The organism is Streptomyces sp. PA03-3a (assembly GCF_033792735.1).
Classification (GTDB): Bacteria; Actinomycetota; Actinomycetes; order Streptomycetales; family Streptomycetaceae; genus Actinacidiphila.
Genome location: NZ_JARAVM010000017.1, coordinates 15,458 through 33,789, shown reverse-complemented (window position 1 = coordinate 33,789; position 18,332 = coordinate 15,458). Strand labels below are relative to the sequence as shown.

Annotated in this window: 11 protein-coding genes; 6 read left to right on the top strand and 5 right to left on the bottom strand. The window is 69.9% G+C overall.

The genetic code is table 11. The annotated features are described in order from the left end of the window. Positions 1-16 precede the first annotated feature (16 nt). The 3 genes from PV342_RS21215 to PV342_RS21205 all read right to left on the bottom strand — a co-directional run bounded on the left by PV342_RS21215 (position 17) and on the right by PV342_RS21205 (position 4,390). Positions 17-1,228: an McrC family protein gene (locus PV342_RS21215; RefSeq protein ID WP_500318364.1), complete on the bottom strand. Its 1,212-nt coding sequence runs from the start codon at positions 1,226-1,228 to the stop codon at positions 17-19. Further along, on the bottom strand, positions 1,225-3,009 hold the full coding sequence (locus tag PV342_RS21210; protein WP_500318448.1) for a DUF4357 domain-containing protein: 1,785 nt from the start codon (positions 3,007-3,009) through the stop codon (positions 1,225-1,227). Before PV342_RS21210 ends, PV342_RS21215 begins: the two co-directional genes overlap by 4 nt. A 481-nt stretch (positions 3,010-3,490) precedes the next feature. After that, a complete protein-coding gene (locus PV342_RS21205) occupies positions 3,491-4,390 on the bottom strand; it encodes a phosphorothioated DNA-binding restriction endonuclease (RefSeq protein WP_500318363.1) in 900 nt (299 codons plus the stop codon). A gap of 171 nt (positions 4,391-4,561) precedes the next feature. Between PV342_RS21205 and PV342_RS21200 the strand changes: the two genes are divergently transcribed. The 4 genes from PV342_RS21200 (at position 4,562) to PV342_RS21185 (ending at position 14,668) form a co-directional block, all read left to right on the top strand. After that, positions 4,562-6,622, top strand: coding sequence for a hypothetical protein (locus tag PV342_RS21200; protein WP_500318362.1), 2,061 nt, complete (start codon positions 4,562-4,564; stop codon positions 6,620-6,622). A 43-nt stretch (positions 6,623-6,665) separates the two neighbouring features. Continuing rightward, on the top strand, positions 6,666-7,304 hold the full coding sequence (locus PV342_RS21195; RefSeq protein WP_500318361.1) for a DUF6308 family protein: 639 nt from the start codon (positions 6,666-6,668) through the stop codon (positions 7,302-7,304). A gap of 372 nt (positions 7,305-7,676) precedes the next feature. Further along, positions 7,677-13,379, top strand: coding sequence for a PDDEXK-like endonuclease domain-containing protein (locus tag PV342_RS21190; protein WP_500318360.1), 5,703 nt, complete (start codon positions 7,677-7,679; stop codon positions 13,377-13,379). 539 nt (positions 13,380-13,918) lie between these two features. Further along, the gene (locus PV342_RS21185) at positions 13,919-14,668 is read left to right on the top strand and encodes a translation initiation factor IF-2 (RefSeq protein ID WP_500318359.1); all 750 of its coding nucleotides are present in this window, start codon (positions 13,919-13,921) and stop codon (positions 14,666-14,668) included. A 90-nt stretch (positions 14,669-14,758) separates the two neighbouring features. Here PV342_RS21185 and PV342_RS21180 read toward each other — a convergent pair whose 3' ends face one another. Beyond that, entirely contained in the window at positions 14,759-15,190 is a 432-nt protein-coding gene (locus tag PV342_RS21180; protein ID WP_500318358.1) for an ATP-binding protein, read from the bottom strand. A 156-nt stretch (positions 15,191-15,346) separates the two neighbouring features. On the opposite strand from PV342_RS21180, the gene PV342_RS21175 reads away from it, so the two are divergent. After that, entirely contained in the window at positions 15,347-16,204 is an 858-nt protein-coding gene (locus PV342_RS21175) for a helix-turn-helix domain-containing protein (RefSeq protein ID WP_500318357.1), read from the top strand. After that, complete coding sequence (locus tag PV342_RS21170; RefSeq protein WP_500318356.1) at positions 16,201-16,386, top strand: DUF397 domain-containing protein; 186 nt, start codon at positions 16,201-16,203, stop codon at positions 16,384-16,386. The genes PV342_RS21175 and PV342_RS21170 overlap by 4 nt, the downstream gene beginning before the upstream one ends. 34 nt (positions 16,387-16,420) lie before the next feature. Here PV342_RS21170 and PV342_RS21165 read toward each other — a convergent pair whose 3' ends face one another. After that, positions 16,421-18,304, bottom strand: a complete 1,884-nt coding sequence (locus PV342_RS21165) for a hypothetical protein (protein WP_500318355.1) — start codon at positions 18,302-18,304, stop codon at positions 16,421-16,423. Between the last annotated feature and the right edge of the window lie 28 nt (positions 18,305-18,332).

The window sequence follows — 18,332 nt, the reverse complement described above, 5'->3', positions numbered from 1 at the left end:
CTGACGAATCTGCTGATCATACGGCCCTGCTGGCCAGTTGATCGGCCAAGCCGCGTATCTCCGCCAACAGCTTCGCGGGTGGCTGGTCCAGGTCCAGGGCGTGCTGGTGGATGGTGACGGGCGCGTTGCGGATGCGGTGGGCGGCGTGCGGCTCATTGCCCTTGGCGTACACGAGGTGTCCTTCGGACAGCCCGAGGGCAGTGCAGTAGGCGAGCATCTGGTACAGGTCCGCGTCGGGATAGCCGTCCCGCTTCTCCGCCTTGTACTTGGCGTCCACCACCGCGAGGGGCCCGGCCCCCGCGGCCCCGGCGTACCAGACGAGGTCCGGCCTCATGCGTACGGCGTTGTCCTGGTCGAGGTGGACGCCCTTGGCCTGAAGTTCGGCGCGGCCGCCGTGCGGGATCAGCGCTTCGCGCAGCGCCGTGCACACGAAGTCCTCGAAGACCTTGTTCATGTCGAAAAGAAAGCCGTCGACGCGCAGCGGCCCGGCCCCGTGCTCGGCCGAGGCGCCGCGCAGGAGCGCCTCGGCGAGCCTCAGCGCCCCGTGGTAGCGGGCGTTGAGCCGGGTGGGCCGCCACACCGGCAGCGCCTGGCCTCGTACGAGGGGGCTCGCGTGGGCCAGACGCGCCCGGTGATGGGCAAGCCGGCGCCGCACCGGCGCGGTGACGCCCGGCAGGCGCAGCAGCCGCTCGGCGGCGGCGCGCAGGATGCGGTTCTCCGCGGTGTCGGTGGTGTACTCGTCGTACACGATCTCGACGGGCAGCGTGGCGCCGAAGTGCCGTCGGATCTGCTCCGCCTCCCTGACGCGGCCGCGGACGACCAGAGCGCTCTCCTCGGTCGTCCGGTACCCCTGGACGAGGCCCTGGGCGAGCGCGCGGGCGAGTTGCCGCTCGAAGGCGTGGGCGAAGGCCGGGAGCACCTCGGACTGCTCGGCGACGTCGACGTCTTCGTCGTACGGCGCCCGGTTCGGGGACAACGTGTAGCCGAGCAGGAAGAACAGGCGGGCGATCGGCACCTTGGGCGTGACGCGGAGGGTGACGCTGCCCTCGCCGGGAACCGTCAGGGCGACGGCACCGACCATGCTCCCGGCACGCAGCCGCCAGTGCCCGGGCACGTGGGGATCAGGCGTCGCGTCGACGATTCCCGAGGCGGCGACTGCCTGCCCGACCGCGTGCGGAAGCGGGCAGGACAGGGCCGGGGCGTGTTCGACCAGGTGAAGCGTGCTCACGGCGCAACGCCGGGGTCGGCGACCGCCTTGCGGAGCGATTCCAGGCCGTAGCGGGCGCGGACGTCGATGCCGTCCCCGTAGTGATGCTCTTCGAGTAGCGGGAGGATCTTCGTCCGCCACGTACGCTCCAGTCCGCCGTCCCGGTACACGCCCTTCTTCATCAGGTACGACGGGCCTATGCGGAAGTCCGGGTCGTCGATGCGGGCGTTGAGGGCGTCGAGGAGGTCGGCCGGCTCCGGGTCCGTGCCGCGCCGGGCGAGCCAACGCCGCAGCAGCCCGCTGGTGGGCTCGGTGCGCGGCGACAGCTCCACGAAGGCGAAGCGGCGGCGCATGGCGGCGTCCACGAGGGCGATGGAGCGGTCGGCGGTGTTCATCGTGCCGATGACGAAGAGGTTCGGCGGGAGGGCGAAGTCGTCACCGGAGTAGGTGAGCCGCACGGACTTATTGCGGTACTCCAGCAGGAAGTACAGCTCGCCGAAGACCTTCGCCAGGTTGGCCCGGTTGATCTCGTCGATGATGAGGAAGTGCGGGATGTGGCCGTTGCCCTCGCGGGAGGCGAGGTCGGCCAGCTCGCGCAGCGGCCCGGCGGTGAGCCGGAAGTCCACCTTCCGGGTTTCGGGGTCCTCTCTGGGCCGGAAGCCCTCGAAGAAGTCCTCGTAGGCGTAGGAGGGGTGGAACTGCACCAGCTTGACCTGCTCGGGGCCGCCGCCGAGGAACTGCGCGAGTTCGAGCGCGAGATAGGTCTTGCCGGTGCCCGGCGGCCCGTACAGCACCAGCTGCCGCTCGTCCCAGAGCAGATCGCGCAGCTCGCGCAGCCACGCCACGTCGTGCACCAGCAGCTCGGACGCCAGGGCTTCGTCCGGCTCCGGCAGTTCGAGCTCCCGCCGGCGTTCGGTGATAGCGGCGATCTCGGCGCTCACGGCGCCCTCGTCGGCGGCGGCCTCCGCCTCGGCGGCCAGTTCGGCGTCGGACAGCCCGAGACCGTCGAGGAGCGGCTTGACGACGGTCAGGTCCACCACGTCGTGCTGGATCGAGAGCTTCTGCTGGAGCTCCTCGGGAAGCTCGTCGTAGGAGAATCCCCGGGCCTGCCACTCGACCGGCCGACGCAGATTGGAGCGGCCGCCGTCCGAAGCCGTCTGCTCCGCTGAGCCGGTGACCTCCCCGACGTAGAGCCTCCCGCCGGAGATGGTGCACACGGTGTCCCCCGGCCGCATGCGGGACAGGAAGGCGTGGAGGGCCTCGACCAGCTCGACCTTGTGGTTGTAGGTGGCCGACGAGGCGTAGTCCTCCTCGATCAGGGAGCGCAGCCGGTCCTTGCTCACGCCCTGCTCGACCCCCTGCCGCAGCCGGGACGCCGCGAGCGTCACCCGCTGCTCGGGAAGCCACAGCCGCTGGACGAGGTCCAGGCCGGAGACATTGGAACCACGGACCAGCCACGCCCGGTTCGGTCCCCACACCGTGTCGTTGAGGAAGTCAGCGAGCGGGTGCCCGTCGTCGGTCCTCCACTCCACCCATCCGTTGGCGCTGCGCCCGACCAGGATCTCGGCAGCGGCCGACGGTGAGTTGCACTCGATGTCCCGCACCGTCTCCAGCCAGCCCCGCCACGTCGCCGACTCCCGGATCGCGCCCTCGTCGATCAGCCGCTGCCGCAGCCGGTAGGAGGACGGCATACGCAGGGGGAAGGAGGGCACCACGTCGGGCCGGGCCGGCGAATGCGCGAGGACCACGAACTTCTGGCTGCCGTTGGTTCCCTTCTCCGCCAGCAGGCGCCCCCTGGCCATGGGACCGCCGCCGGGTAGGCGCAGAAAGAACTCCGGGTATGCCACCTGCTCGGGCAGCCGGCCGTGCTCGTCGCTCACCATTGCTCCTCGGTCTGATGCCTGAGAACTCCCCGTACCGATGTGTGCTGACCATATCCGCGCGGCGACCACGGTCCACGGGGATCACGTCGGTCCCCCTCCTCAGGTGAGGCAGCTCGTCAGATCGAGGGCAGGTATCGCCGACGACGTTGCCGTACGGAATGCAGCCCACGTCGTGGTACGACAGCCGCGGGACTGCGTGCAGGCCGGTCGGCTCACGACGCTGCGCGCCGCGGTTGCGAGCCCGCGGGCCACCGGTCTCCGCACGCAGAGTCTGTTGGCGGAACAATCCATAACGTCCCATTGACGAGGCAAACGTGCCGCCGGGCGCCCTACACGACGCGGGGCCGAAAGCACCGTGCGGGTCCCCCGGGACCCGCACGGGTGCCTGCAGCGGTTACCGTCAGTTCGCCACGGCAGCGCGCGGCTCACCGCGGAAGACCTGCGAGGTGTGCCACTCGATGTGCTCGGCGGCGACCGGCGCGCTGCCGGGCTGCGGGCCGAGTACCGGCCGACCGGCCAGGGCGATCACTTGCGTCTGGGCGGACGGGCTGTGCCCGGTGAACTCCCGGGACACCGTGATCCGGCGGGCCGGGTCCAGGCCGAGCACCCCCTTGTCGAAGAGTTTGTGGTGCAAGGAACACAGGCACAGCGCGTTGGAGACTTCGTCGGGGCCCTGGAACGCCCACCACTTCACATGGGCCGCTTCCAGTCCGACCGGAGCGCGCCCGATCGCTCCGTCGTAGCCGCAGAAAGCGCACTGGTACTCATAGGCGACGAGCACCCGCTCCCGCATCTCCGCGCCGCGCCGCCGGGGGCGCGGGATATCGAAGATCTCCTCCGCGCTTCGGGCTTCGAGGTCCAGACCCACGTCCGCCGCGATCTCCGCGTGCAGCGAGGGCGGGAAGTGCTCCTCGAGCAGCAGATGTGCCAGTCGCCCGAGCAGCCCCGGGTCGGCGGCCAGTGCCGCCCGCAGTCCCGGCACCAGCCGCCCCTCCGCCCCGCTCTCGCGCAGAACGCGCACCCCGGTCCCCGGACTGCCCATCCCGACGTTAGTCCGCACCTCCCAGACACCGTCATTGACGAGGTGGTGAAAGGGGTACGCGGGATTCGTGCGGCGAGGGGGACCGTACTCACGCAGCAAATGGGCCAGTTCGAGCTCGATGTCGCTGTAGCGCAGCGGCACCCCCGCGTCCCGCTGGAACCGCCCGAGTGCGTACAGCATCAGCAGCGGCTTGTGCGGCGCCCGCTCCCCGTTCTGCGACCACTGCCGCAGGTTTCGCACACGTTGCGTCCAGTCCACGGGTGGACTCTAACGAGTGCTCTGGCCGTGTCGAAGTACAGGGTTCCCAGGCCTCCACAGGTCCTGCCAGGTCATCAAGCCCCGGCCGGGAAGCAATTCGGTCATGCGTGTAGCTTGCCCGCAAGCCTCGCTATATGCCATGCTCCCGGCTCCGGTGAGCGATATGCCGCCGTGAAACTGGGGGGACCAGTTTTCGTGAGAACACATACATCCTTCAAGCATGCCCTGACGCAGGTAGCGGCCCTGTTGCTGGCCCTGGTCGCGGTGTGGGGAACCGCGACACCGGCCGAGGCCCACCGCGACGGCTGCCACCGCTGGCACTCCTGCCCATCCGACAGCGGCTCGTACGTGTGCGGCGACCTCGGCTACTCGACCTATTGCGGCGGATCGGCCGACACGCCCGGTACCACAGAGACGACGAGCAGCGACTACGAGGCCCCGTCCGCCCCTAAGGTGAAGAAGGCCGCGGCCGGGGCGGGCGGTGTCGTGACCGCGACCGTGAGCGCAGAACGCGGTTCCCGCATCGAGGTCCGCGACGACGACGAGCGGGTCGTCCACAAGGCGACAGCGATCGGCTCACCGCAGCGCGTGTCGTTCACCGCGAAGAGCGGCGAGCACAGCTACCGAGTCGTCGCCATCGACGCGGCGGGAAACGAGAGCGACGCCAGCGGCGAGTTCACCGTGAGCGTGGACGCCGACAAGCCGAAGGTGGGCGGTGTGTCCGCTCCGGCGGCCGATGCGGTGAGCGGCTCGGTGACGCTGTCGTTCTCCGCCGAGGCGGATGCGGCGTACGACATCACAATCGCCGGCCGCAAGGATCACTTGGCTGGAACCGTCGGAGCCGACGGCAAGGTCACCGGTGAGCTGTGGCTGCCGGACGGCACGTACCGTGTCAACGCGACCGTTCGCGACAAGGCCGGGAACGAGACACGCACGCACGGCAGTGTGAAGGTCTCCCTGGACAAGCTGACACCGTCGGTGCGCCGTGTCAGCGCCGCGAACGAGGCGTCATCCCGTTTCGAGCTGACGGGCCCGCGCGGGAGCCGGGGGAAGCTGGCGGTCGGTGACACGGTGCAACCCTTCACCTTGGACGACTCGGGCCGGACCGCCTTCGCGGTACGGCTGCCCGACCGCGTCTATGGCGAAGGAGCGGGCATCGTCCTCACCGATGCCTTCGGGCGCCACGGCGAGGCGAGGACAGCGGCGTTCACGGTCGACACAGCACCGCCGCCACTGGCGGTGACGTACGACACCGACCGGGCACGGTTCGGCGAGGCCGTGATCACTGTGGCCGGCGAACCGGGAGCCCGGATCCGGGTGACCGGTGCAGGCGCCGAGCGGAACTTCACCCTGCGAACCAGGCACCAGGTACTGCGCGCCGCGCTGCCGGCCGGCAGCCGTCCACTGGTGGTGACCGCTCGGGATCCCTACGGCAACACGACCCGGCGGGAACTCAGGCTCGAGATCTCGGACCAGTTGACCACCGGCCAACTGGTCAGGGCTCTGGTGGGACTGCTCGTGTTCGTCGGCGTCCTCGCGGTCGCGGCCTGGCTGTTGTGGCGGCACCGTAGGCGCTTGATCGTGTGGAACGCCCGGCGCCGGGAGCGCGCCCGCGTGCAGGCCGTGGAGCGCGCCGCGCGGGTGGCGGCCGAACGTCAGGCCCGTGAGGAGGAGCGGCGACAAGTGCGCCTCCGCCAGGCTCAACAGGACCACGCACGTCGACTGACCGAGTGGCAGCGACGACGCGACGAACTGGCCGATCTGCGAGCGCTGGCCGAGAACCTCCAGGGCGAGGAGATCAGCGGTGCAGGCTTCAGATGGGGCCGCCGCCGCGCCGGGGAGCGGGTGCTGCTGGTCGCGCCTGCGTCCCTCGTGGAAGCCCGGACCCGCCAAGGGGTGAGCTTCACCGAACGGACCGGGCACGGGGAGATGGTGATCACCGACCGCCGGGTGCTGTTCGACGGTGCGGGCAAGCGGCGCGAGTGGGCGTACGACAAGTGGCTCTCACACGAGCACCAGCAGAGCACGAGCCAGACCATGATGTCGGTCAGCAACCGCCAGAAGCCTTCGGGCGTCGCCTACTCAGCCACCGAGGGTGCCCGCGTGCGACTGGTGATCGACCTGGCCGTCGCCTCCTCCAGGGGCCGTCGCGCCGATGTCGTCGAGCGAACGCGCCGGGCCCTCTCCGACCACGACCGCATGCGTCCCGCCGCGCCCGCAGGAGTCGGGTGATGAGGGCGAAGGCGATCGGCATCAGTTCATCCTTGGAGCGGACATGACCCTGCACGTCCCGCCTTGCCTCTGGGACGAAGCATGCGCAACGCAGCTGCTGCGCCGTTACTGGGGCCGGCATCCGGACGGCTCACCGCGCTATACCGGTTCACGCTTCGAGCGCCTGGCCGGCGGCGGAGACAAGCCCTCCGTAGCCGACCGCTTCACCGCGGACGACGTGCTGGCCGTGTCGACGCTCAGCGTCACCCTCCCTGCGCGGGCGGCGCTGCGGTTGGTCGAGCCGTCGGCCGAGGAGCGTTACGGGGATCTGCTCGAGCAACTGCCCACCACCATCGAACTCGTGGACGCGAAACCGGACATCATCGCCAAGGACGGGCCCGCCTGGCAGCTGTGGGAGCAACTGCGCGAGATCGATGACATCGGCCCGGTCGGGGCGGGAAAGTTGCTGGCCCGCAAGCGGCCACGCCTTCTCCCCGTGTACGACTCGGTGATCAAGCGAGTCTTCCTGCGTCCTGGCAACGACCTGAGTTTCTGGACCGACGTTCGCGCGGCGCTGCGCGCGGACGACCGAAAGCTGGTCCGTCACCTCGAGACCGTCCGCGACCTGGCGGGCATCGGAGACGACATCACCGTGCTGCGCGTCCTGGACACCATGGCCTGGATGCATGGGAAGGACTCGTAGCAGACCCTGACCGACGCATCTGCCCGCTCGGGCGCTCCGAGCCCTTCCACGCTCCCTCAACAGCTCCCCTGGCAGCCTGCGCCGTGCCGCACCATACGGCAGCGCAGCGACGGCCGGCCCGAAGACCAGAGGCGAGTCGAACCGAAGGGCCAGCGGCACCTCCTCAACCGGATTCAGGTGTTGCGGGGGTACGCGGTCAGCCCCGTCGGGCGAGCACGCCAACGCCGAGCACGAACAGTGGCGGTCCCTTCAAAGCTGGACCGGGCGCCCCGAGTACTACGACGAGAACCATGGGGCCGGCGTCAGCCCTGGTTTCCGACCGCGTCGCCATGCGGTAATGAGCCACCAGCAAAGTGAACGGAGCCGCACTGAATGACCAGCCCCCAACGCCCGATGGCCCCGTCGGAACGCGTGCGCTTGGAGAAGCTGCTGGGGTCCTGGCGGGATTCCCTCATCGATCTGAGTTTCCGTAACCGGCTGCTCAACTACCAGCGGCGGTCCTCATCCGTCGGCATGGACGTCGTCGAGCCCGGTCTGCTCACCGTTCTGGAAGGGCTGGCCCGTGGGTGCGTCTTCACTCCGGTGCGGGAGGCACACCCCGACGGCGAGGAAACGCCCCTGATCGACGGTGAGTCGAGGGTCGCACCTCAAGTGGCTCCTTCTGCTGCCGGTCGCCCTATCGACACCCCCGCTTCCCGCGCCGGGATCGGCAATAGCCGGCCCACCGTCAGCCTCACCACGTCCAAGGCCACCCAGGCCGACCAGGACCGGCATCTGCGCCGACTCGCCTCGGTCGCACGCGAGAAGTACAACGACTACGGCCTGTGGGTCTTGAACCTAGGAGTGGGTTTTCTCGACTGGAAGCCGGCACCGTCCGCGGAGAAGGGTTTCAGCTCCCCGCTGGTCATGGTTCCGGTCGTGCTGGAACGCCGCCGCGGCGACTCGTACGTCATCAAGCTCAACACCGATGAGGAGGCGGTCCTCAACCCCGCCCTCGGCATCAAGATGGGCGAGCTCGGCATCGACTGGCCGCGCACGGAGCAGGTGGAACCAGGCGACATCCCGTCGTTGATCGCCCGGGTCCGGCGCGCGGTGGCCGATACCCGCGGTTGGGAAGTCTCCAACCGGATCGTGCTGGACACCTTCAACTCCAGCAAGGAGGTGATGTACCGGGACCTCCTGGACAACGCGAGCCGGGTGCTGGGCAGCACCCTGGTCCGTGCGGTCGGCCTCGGCGCCGATTCCGGGGTCTCTCCCCGGACTTTCGCCTTCGAGGCCGCGGACGCCGAGCGCATCGACGCCATCCAGCCGCCTGAGCAGGCACCCTTGGTGCTGGACGCCGATTCCTCCCAGCGCCAGTGCGTCGCCGCGGCGGTCGAGGGCCGCAGCTTCGTGATGGACGGGCCCCCGGGCACGGGCAAGAGCCAGACCATCACCAACATGATCGCGGGCCTGCTGGAGCAGGGCCGCACCGTGCTGTTCGTCAGCGAGAAGGCCGCAGCTCTGGACGTGGTCCGCAACCGCCTCGGCGACGTCGGCCTCGACGACTACGTACTCGCGCTGCACAGCAACAGTGCGGGACGCAAGCAGGTGGCCCAGGAGCTGGGACGCGCGTTGGAAGCCCCGCGCCGCGCCGTGTCGGGCGGTAGCCGGGCGGATCTCGGCCGCGCCCGCGAACTGCGCGAGGAGCTCTCCGGTTACGCCGCGGCGATGAACGAGCCCCGGCCGGGGCTCGGTATGTCCCTGCACGACGCCCTGGGACGGATCGCGCTGCTGGACAGTACTCACGCGCTGCCCGCGGACGGTGCTTTCGACACCGCGGCTCTCACCGCCGAGAGCCTCGACCGGGCGACCACAGCCGCTCTCCAGGTCAGCCGGTCGTGGCGACCGGCCCTGGAAGGCACCGCGTTCTCCTGGTATGGGCTGACGGATGCCGGGAACCCGCTGCGGGCGCTGGATCTCGCGTCCGAGACCCTCGTACAACTCGACACGACCCTCCGTCCCCACGCGGACCTGCTTGCGGAACTGCGCTGGGAGGGTGTCCGCGATGCCGAGCGGCTGACAACGGTGCTCCGCACCGCCGGAGCCAGGCCACCGCTGCCGCAGCATTGGCTGACCGCCGATCGGGAGGGGCTGACAGCCGCGGTGACCGGGTTTCTGGCCCGGCGGGACGCCGCCGAGCAGGCCCAGCTTCCGGCCGAGGAGGCACTCGGTTCGGCCTGGGACCGGCTGCCGGACTCTGCGGACGCCGCGCCCGGCCTCGAGGAGGCGGCCCTCTCCTCTCTTCTTCCGCCGGCCATCGACCTCACGGCCCTCACCTCCGACGCCGCACGCGCACTCGCCGACCGGCTGGACGCGGACGCCGCCGCCCTGGAGCAAGCGGTCCAGTCGCTGGCCGCCGTCGCCCAGATGTACGGGCTGCCCGCCCCCGAGTCCTGCGACGACGCTCTTCGCCTGGGCCGCCTTGCCGCCCTGTCCGGTCATCCGGACGAGGGCAAACCGCTGCCCGAATGGCTCTCCCGTACCGGCCTGGCCGATGCCCGAACGGCCACCCAGACCCTGCGGCTGGCGGTGAACTGGCTGCGCGACGCCCGGCAGAAGGCGGAGGCGGTCTTCACCGACGCGGTTCTGCGGGAGCAGACGCTGGAGGAGGTGGCGCAGCGGTTCGCCAGCGTCCACCGCTCCTTTACCGGGCGGCTGTCCGCAGCCTGCCGTGCCGACAAGCGGCTGATCCGGACCCTCCTCCCGGAAGGCGGTAGGTGCACGAAGACGGTGATCGGCGCGCTCCCGGCTGCCGTGGCCTGGCAGCAGGCCGAACGTGCCCTCACCGAAGAAGCCGGCCGCCACGCCCCGGCCCTCGGCCGGCACTGGCGGGGCGAGGACACGGATTTCGCGGCCGTGGAATCCCTCATCGCCCGGGCCGGCGAGATCGCCGATCTCGCTCCCCGGGTGCTCAACCCGGAATCGCTGGCTCGCGAAGTGGCTTGCGGCGGCGCTCCTCGCCCGGCCGCGCGGCGCACCGCGGAAGAGGCAGCCGCCCAACTGACCACGTGGCGGGATTCCCTGGTGCTCCCGCCGGCAGCGGGACCGTCGTACGAGCTGGAGTCGGGAAGCCTGCGGGCCGCCGCGTCGTGGAGCCGTGCGCATGTCGCCCCACTGCGGGCGGCAGAGCGGCTGATCCGGATTGTCGAGGAGACTGCCGCCGCAGGTGGCGTGGCAGGTACGACTCCGGGCAGCTGGACCCTCGCCGCTGCCCGTGCGTCCGTGCACAAGGTGCATGCGGCGCGTGCGGCCGCGGCCGAGTTCGAGTCAGGGGCAGACGGCGACCGGGCCCTGCTCGGTGATCTGTACGAGGGCCGCTCCACGAGCGGATCCGTCCTGGCCGCCGCTCTGGCCTGGAACGCCGAACTGCGTAAGGCCTGCGGGTTCGACGCAGCGGAGGGGCTGAGCGCGTCCGCCGCCGAGATCCTCTACCACGCCGGCCCCGATGCCGAGCTGGAGGCCGCTGAGCAGAAGTGGCGCCGCGCAGCAGAGGCGCTGTCAGACCTGTTCCGTCCCGAGCGGGCAGCCAGGCTTCGACAGGCGTTCGGCCGGAGCCAGGTTGCGGCATGGGCGGCCCTGGAGACCCTCGAGGGGGATCGTGGCGGTCCGGACGAGTGGCGCGCGTACGACAAGGGACGGCGGGTCCTCGACGACCTCCGCCTGGGCGATCTGGTGGACCGTGCGGTACGCCGTGGAGTCGCTCCGGAGGCCTTCCCGCCGGTGGTCGAGCGGGCGGCCCTGCGGGCCTGGGCCGACCTGCAACTGGCCCGCGATCCGCGGCTGGGCACCACCCGCTCTGCTGACCGGGACGACTTGGTGGCGCGGTTCCGGGAGCTGGACGCGAGGCTCGCGGGCCACGCTCGGGCGCGCGTCGTCAAGGCCTGCGACGCACGCCGCCCCCGTACCACGGCTGAGCCGGGTGCGGCGCTGCTCAAGCGCGAAGGCGAGAAGAAGAGCCGGCACAAGCCGGTGCGGCAGCTGCTCGACGCTGCCCGGGACACGGTGCGGCTGATCAAGCCGTGCTTCATGATGAGCCCCCTGACGGTCAGCCGGTTCCTCCCACCGGACCTGGTCTTCGACGTCGTGATCTTCGACGAGGCCTCACAGGTGCTGCCGCAGGACGCCATGAACTGCATCTACCGGGGCCGGGCCCTGATCGTCGCGGGCGACCAGAAGCAGCTGCCGCCCACGGCCTTCTTCTCGTCCACCGGCGACGATGAAGAGGAGGCCGAGGACGGGGAGCTACCCGAGCGGTTCGAGTCGGTGCTGGACCTGTGCAAGGCGAGCGGACTACTGCCCAGCCTGTCACTGCGCTGGCACTACCGCAGCCGCCACGAGGACCTGATCGCGTTCAGCAACCGGGAGTTCTACGACGAGTCGATGACCACCTTCCCCGGTGCGCACGCCCAAGGAGCCGATGTAGGGGTCGCCTTCTTCCGTGCGCCGGAGGGCGTCTACCGTTCGGGGTCGGCGGCCAGGAACAACCCGGGCGAGGCCGCAGAGGTGGCTCGCCGGGTGATCCACCACTTCACCACCCGCAAGGGCAGATCGCTGGGCGTGGTCGCCCTGTCGCAGTCGCAGGCCGCGGCGATCCAGGACGCGGTGGACGCCGCGCGGCGTGATCGGCCCGACCTCGACGAGTGCTTCTCCGAGGACCGTCTGGACGGGTTCTTCGTCAAGAACCTCGAGACGGTGCAGGGCGACGAGCGCGACGTGATGATCATGTCTGTCGGCTACGGGCCCGACGCCGACAACAAGTTCTCCATGAACTTCGGCCCCATGAACAAGGCGGACGGCTGGCGCCGTCTCAACGTCGCCGCCACCCGCGCCCGCTACCGCGTGGAGGTGGTGGCCTCCTTCGACCCGGGTGAGATGCGCGAGACCAGCAGCAAGAGCCTCGGCCACTTCCACCGGTACCTGCGGTACGCCCAGAGCGGTCCCTCCGTGCTCTCCCAGGGAACGGTGGACACGGACGCCCAGCCGGAGAGCCCGTTCGAGGAGTCGGTGCTGGCGACGCTGCGGGGCTGGGGTTACGAGGTGCAGCCGCAGGTCGGTGTCGCCGGCTACCGGATCGATCTCGGTATCCGTCATCCGCAACTCCCGGGGATGTACGCGCTGGGCGTGGAGTGCGACGGGGCCATGTACCACTCCTCCAAAGCCGCCCGGGACCGTGACCGGCTGCGCGAAGGAGTGCTGCGCGGCCTCGGCTGGGAGCTGCACCGGATCTGGGGCACCGACTGGTACCGCGACCGGACCGGTGCCGAGAGGCGGCTGCGGGATGCCGTCGAGCGGGCGGTGGCCCTTCGGACCACGGCGCACCGTGTCCACTCGTCGACACCTTCGGTGCGGTCAGCGCAGGACGTGACGGAGCCGAACGGGACATCGGCCTCAGCCCGCCCGCCCCGGCCGCGCGACGAGCCCGCGCTCGCCACCCGCCCGAGCGCCCCCGCACAGCGGCAGCCCGCCGCACGCCCGACCTCCGACAGCAGTGCCGGAAGCGGCGCTTCGGCTCGCCGGAACACGATGGACGCCTCGCGCCGGCCCCGCGCCACCGAACCGCGCCCCGCTGTCACCTTCCCGGTGACCGCGCTGGCCACGGCCTCCCGGCAACGCGTCAGCAATGAGCTCGAGCAGATTCAGCAGGATCTACGGCAACCCGTGGTCGCGGATCCCTCCGCCGATCCCCGAGTACGCGCCGACAACCGACGCACCCGGGAGAAGCGGCGCGAGCAGCTCGAGACCCGCGCCCTGCACCTGCGCGGCTTCCTGGCAACAGTACCCGCCGCGGCACGCACCGCCGGTGGCCCGCTGGTCGCGCCCGGTCGCCTGGTCGGGCTGCTCTTCGAGGGCGCCGACGCCGTCGAGGAGTACGAGATCACCTCGCAGAGCCCTGCCTCGGCGGACACCCAGACGCTCAGCCCCTTCACGGAGCTCGGCGCCGCCCTGTTGTGGCACGCGGCCGGCCTGTCGGTGGAGTACACCGACGGCTCGGGCACGCGCCGTTCCGTCCGCATCCGGCACGTCCGCGACTGACCGCCGTAAGGGCCCGCTTGCGTGCGGGCCCGCACGTAATGCTGTCTGGCGACGCCCTTGGACCCGTTTGCCGCTGTGCCCGACGCGACGGCGATCCGCCTGGGCCGCCCTGCTCCGCCCCGCCCTGGTCGGATCGGCAAGAGGGCCCCGGCGGGCTCACCGTTGGCGACCCGATCGCGGCACGACCGGTACCTCGCCGTCCGGGGGCCGGTGATCGGGGACGGGCCGTGGACGGCCGGGGGCCGGTGGTCCGGGTGACACCTACCAAGGACTGTGAGAAAAGAACCGGGAACCCCCACCCCACCGACCTCACCAGCAAGCGGTCACCCGTAGGGGTGACTTGGCGGCGCGGGGCCGGAAGGTGGGGGTATGGTCGCGGCAAACAACCCCACACAGACGAACGGCCCCGGCAGGGACTAGCGATCCCGGCCGAGGCCTGACCACCCAGGAAGGCAACCGGCGCCGTCCACGTACGACGCCGCCTCACGGCCAACTTCACGATCCTGTCCAACCGCCTCGCCCAGCGCCCCGGAAGCGCCGTGACCGTCGGCGTCGGGGCCTACCTGATGTCCGTACCGGACGGGGTGCCCGTCAGCATCGAGGCGCTGCGCAAGCACTTCACCGAGGGCGAGACGCGGCTGGCCCGCGCCCTGAACGAACTGGAGGCGGAGGGCTTCCTGGAACGGGTTCCGGTGCGCGCGGCGAACGGCCAGGTCCGCACCCGCACCTACGTCTACGACGACCCCTCCCCCGCCGCACCCGCAACCGGCCGGATCGGGCCCCAACCGCGGAACACAGTGCCATCCGAAACGCCGCCGGAGCCGGAACCCGCGCGGGCACCCGAGCCGCAGCCCACACCGGAGCCGTTGCCGCAGCCTGCCTCCCGGCCCATCCCCCGCCTCGCACCGGCGACGGCACCGCCCACCGCCGAAGCGGTCGCCGTGCTCGCCGCTCTGCGGCTCAAGGACCCGCGGTTGCTGCTCTCCGAGCGGGACGTCACGCGGCTGGCACCCGCCGTGGACAACTGGCTGCGGCGCGGAATCGCTCCCGACAGGATCGCGGCGACCCTCAGCGCCGACCTCCCCGGGCCGATCCTCCGAAGGCCCGCCGGGCTGATCGCCTACCGCCTGCAACAACTCAAACCCATCGAAGCGGCACCACTGCCCGCCCCTCATGCCCAACGCCCACGAGTCCTCCCCCTGCAGAACTGCGACGCCTGCGACCGCGCCCACAGAGCCGAACACCCAGGGCTGTGCCGGGACTGCGCCACGACCGCGGCGGTCGCCTGACGGAGCGCCGCCCGCGCGGTGGGCCTGGACGGCAGGCACCCGAGGCAGGGAGCGCCCCGCGCATGTCTGTCACTCCCTCTCCCGACGACTTCAACAGGTGCGCAGTTCGGCCCAGACGGTCTTGCCCGATGGCGGATACCGCTGCGTGCCCCAGCGCTCGGCGAGCGCGGCGACCAGGAGCAGTCCGCGCCCTGACTCGTCCTCCGCGGCCGGAACGGACCGAGGCTCGGGGAGATCGCCGCCACGGGCATCGCTCACCTCGATGCGGAGCATGCCCGCGGCGGAGTCGAGCGCGAGGGCGATCCTGAAGGAACGCCCTCGAACCCGTCCGTGCAGTGCGGCGTTGGCGGCGAGTTCGGCGACGACCTGTTCGGCCCGGTCGGCGACGCCGGAGGGCATCGGCCATGAGCGCAGCCGCGCCGCCGCGGCCTGCCGGGCGAGCCGGGCCCCGTGCCGGCTGGGCGGCAGAAGCTGGACGAAGGTTGCGACGGTGGGCGGTACATGGGGTGTGGTGGCGGTCATGAGACCACCGTGGCGGCGCTTCCCCGGCCTGGCCAGCGCGACACCTCGTACGCTGAGTGAGCGTACGAGCACCGGCGGTGGACCGTACGCGCTGCGTCCCACACCCTGGGCGAGCGGGATCTCCGCAACCAGGGCGGCTGGCAGGAGGTTTCGAGCATGACGGCTGAGGACGCCCTGGAGAGGGGTGGCGCTGACTGGGAGCGGGAGCCGGACCGCTCCGGCAGTCTGCGCACCTTCGGAGCCGTCGTCCAGGCACTCAGGGAACACGCGGGCCTGAGCCGAACCGAGTTCGCGGAGCGCGTCTGCTTCTCCCGGCACACGGTGGAGTCGGTGGAACTGGGACGGCGGATGCCCGATCCGTCGTTCGTGGAGCGCGCGGAGGAAGCCCTGGGCGCCACGGGCGTCCTGCGCCGTGCCGCACCCCATCTGTCGCGGGGCGAACCCGGGCTGGCGGCCTGGTTCCGGCACTGGGCCCGGCTGGAGCGGGTGGCGGTGAGCCTGTGCACGTACGAGTGCAGGCTGATGCCCGGACTCCTGCAGTCAGAGGGGTACGTGCGGGCGGTTTTCGCCAACAGCATCCCGCTGCTGACGGACGAGCAGTTGGAGGCGCAGGTGGCCGCCCGCCTGGAGCGGCAGGCCATGCTGCGAGAGCGGTCGAACGTCCCGTTCAGCTTCATCGTGGAGGAGTCCGTCCTCCGGCGCCGGCTCGGCGGAGCGGAGGTGACGCGGGGCTTGTACGACCACGTACTGGAGGAGTCGGGGCGGCGCAATGTCATGCTCCAGGTCGTGCCGATCGACTCCGAGGTACATGCGTGCCTGGACGGGCCGGTGCGACTGTTGGAAACCGTTGACGGCCGGAGATGCGCTTACTCCGAGGGTCAACAGAACGGGCGGCTCATCACCGACCCGAAAGATGTTCGCCTGCTGCAACAGCGCTATGACACACTGCGCTCGCAGGCCCTGAGTCCCCAGGAATCCCGGGCCTTCCTTGAGCTACTGCGAGGAGAGCTATGACCGCGACGGAGCCCGCCTGGTTCAAGTCCAGCCACAGCGGCACGCAGGGGGACGACTGCGTGGAGGTCGCCATCACCGCGGAGAGCGTCCGCGTAAGAGACTCCAAGGACGCGAGTGGCCCGTGTCTAACGGTCAGCCGTGAGGAGTGGGCGAGGTTCGTGCGGTTCGTGGCGGGTGGTTGAGCGGAGCATCCGCCACTCGTCAGCCGTGCACTCATTACACGATGCCGTGCGCCTCGAGAACTGACCTCCAATTGCGCCTTTTCACCGTCTCGTGGGGCACTTCGCGCTCAAGCTCGAAGAGGACATCCCAGTACGCGGGGTCAGGTCGCTGTCTGTTTGACTCGACCACAATCGCTGACAGCAGGGGGCGGGATTCTGGAGTTTCCCGGTCCGCCTCCACAAGGACCGCAAGCTTGTCTTCCGGCAACAGCGCCGCCAGCTTCGGCTCTGCCCACTCAGCGAGCTGTTCCCAGCTGAGCACCTGCTTGCTTTGCACGACGAGTTCTAGAGCCCGCCGCACAATGGACCCAAGAACGCGGATCTCGTGCCGGGACGGACGATTGAGCTCGACCGTGAGCCGGGCCTGCCACTGCTCCAGCCGTTCTTCCTGTTCCAGCCAGAAATGATCTCCGGCCTCTTCGGACAGGTCCTCCACCTCGCGTATCCGCCTACGCAACTCTTGAACAGCCAGACAGTCCCCCTCCGTATCAAGCCAGTCCAAGCACGAGGTGAGGCTTTCTGATGCCCGTTGCTCGTCTGCGTCACGGCGCTCGGCGATCCAGGCTTCGCACTCCTGGAGCTTCTGCCGTGCGCGCAACGCGTCCGTTCTCGGCAACTCGGTGCCAAGCAAGCGCTCCAACTCCCTCGCACCCTGTCTGACTGAGTCCATGTCCTCTTGATCAAGCGCAAGGGAAGTTTGATCGATTACTGCTGCCAAGACCCCCAGGACATCAGCTGCATGTCGCGCCGGCGTGGTCGTCGCAATAGCCCGGTCCTTCGGCGGTTTCGTCTTCGAGGCGGCGGGATGTGAACTCAGCCCCTGCCACATGGCAGCCGCTGCCTTCTCAATCAAGCGTATGCCGTCCGCTGAGATAAGCCACTTCACGTCGGGCTTGTCGGGCAGCGCGAGTGACGAAAGAACGGCCCCCTGGAGGAGGTAGACCCGCTGGTACTCGGGAACAGGAGCATCGGCCGGCAAGGAAAGTTGCGCCCGCACAACTGAGGACCCGATTGGTTGCACATCGGCGTGATAGATAATCCGGGCTTCCACAGCGGAAACCGGAGATTCTACTGCTCGCACCGCTCCCGTGAACGCGACGGTCTTGGCGGCGAGGGGGAACGCGACCGGGGCAGCGGAGTAAGTCGGTCTATCCGCGCGCTGAAACTCTCCGCTGACACCGCGATGCATCTCCGTCAAGCTGGGCGTTGTGATCCCACGCTCGGAGAGCCGACACTCCGAAAGGGTCGTCCACTCGACCGGCTTGTTCGGAAACTGAGTCCCGATCTCCACAGACCTGGTGGTACCAACGGTCCTGCACTGAACCCGAAGTGCGTATCCAAGACGCTCCATCTGCCAATTCGCGACCATACTGTCCGGCCCGAACAGCCACTCCACTTGCTCGCGGAGGCCAGCAAGCTCACTGTCCGCCGCCTCCCATTCCACTTTCGAGCGTCTCGACATCTGAACCCGGAGGACGTTGCGCCCGGCGGAGTACACAAGGTCCACCGCCTCCCCCACCTGGTGACCGCTCGGCCGGTAGGACGGATTGACACCCCGCTGCCCCTGTTGTGCGAACCACAGTTGGAGTGCCTTGCCAATGTAGAGGTGGTCGGCGCTGCTCTCGCTGTTGGCCGTTCGCTTGCAGTGCACAGGCGGATGGTGGGCGAAGTGGCACTTCTTGTCTACGTACCGCTTGGCGGAAAGCCTTTTCCCGCACCCACCGAGAAGGATGCCGCAGTAGAAGCTCCGCTCGGGATAGTGCTCAAGGAACTGGTCGAAGTCCTCCGCGTCAAACGGCATGAAGACGGGCTCGTCCGAGCCGGCCCTCCCGGCCACGGCCGTCTGGACCTTGCGGGTGTCCTCATCGTCAACAGACACGTTGCGCTCCAGAGATGACGGCCCATGG

Coding starts and splice junctions, on each gene's coding strand:
- PV342_RS21210 (WP_500318448.1), bottom strand. CDS start 3,009: ATGGCCAGGGGGCGCCTGCTGGCGGAGAAGGGAACCAACGGCAGCCAG.
- PV342_RS21195 (WP_500318361.1), top strand. CDS start 6,666: ATGACCCTGCACGTCCCGCCTTGCCTCTGGGACGAAGCATGCGCAACG.
- PV342_RS21190 (WP_500318360.1), top strand. CDS start 7,677: ATGACCAGCCCCCAACGCCCGATGGCCCCGTCGGAACGCGTGCGCTTG.
- PV342_RS21180 (WP_500318358.1), bottom strand. CDS start 15,190: ATGACCGCCACCACACCCCATGTACCGCCCACCGTCGCAACCTTCGTC.
- PV342_RS21175 (WP_500318357.1), top strand. CDS start 15,347: ATGACGGCTGAGGACGCCCTGGAGAGGGGTGGCGCTGACTGGGAGCGG.
- PV342_RS21170 (WP_500318356.1), top strand. CDS start 16,201: ATGACCGCGACGGAGCCCGCCTGGTTCAAGTCCAGCCACAGCGGCACG.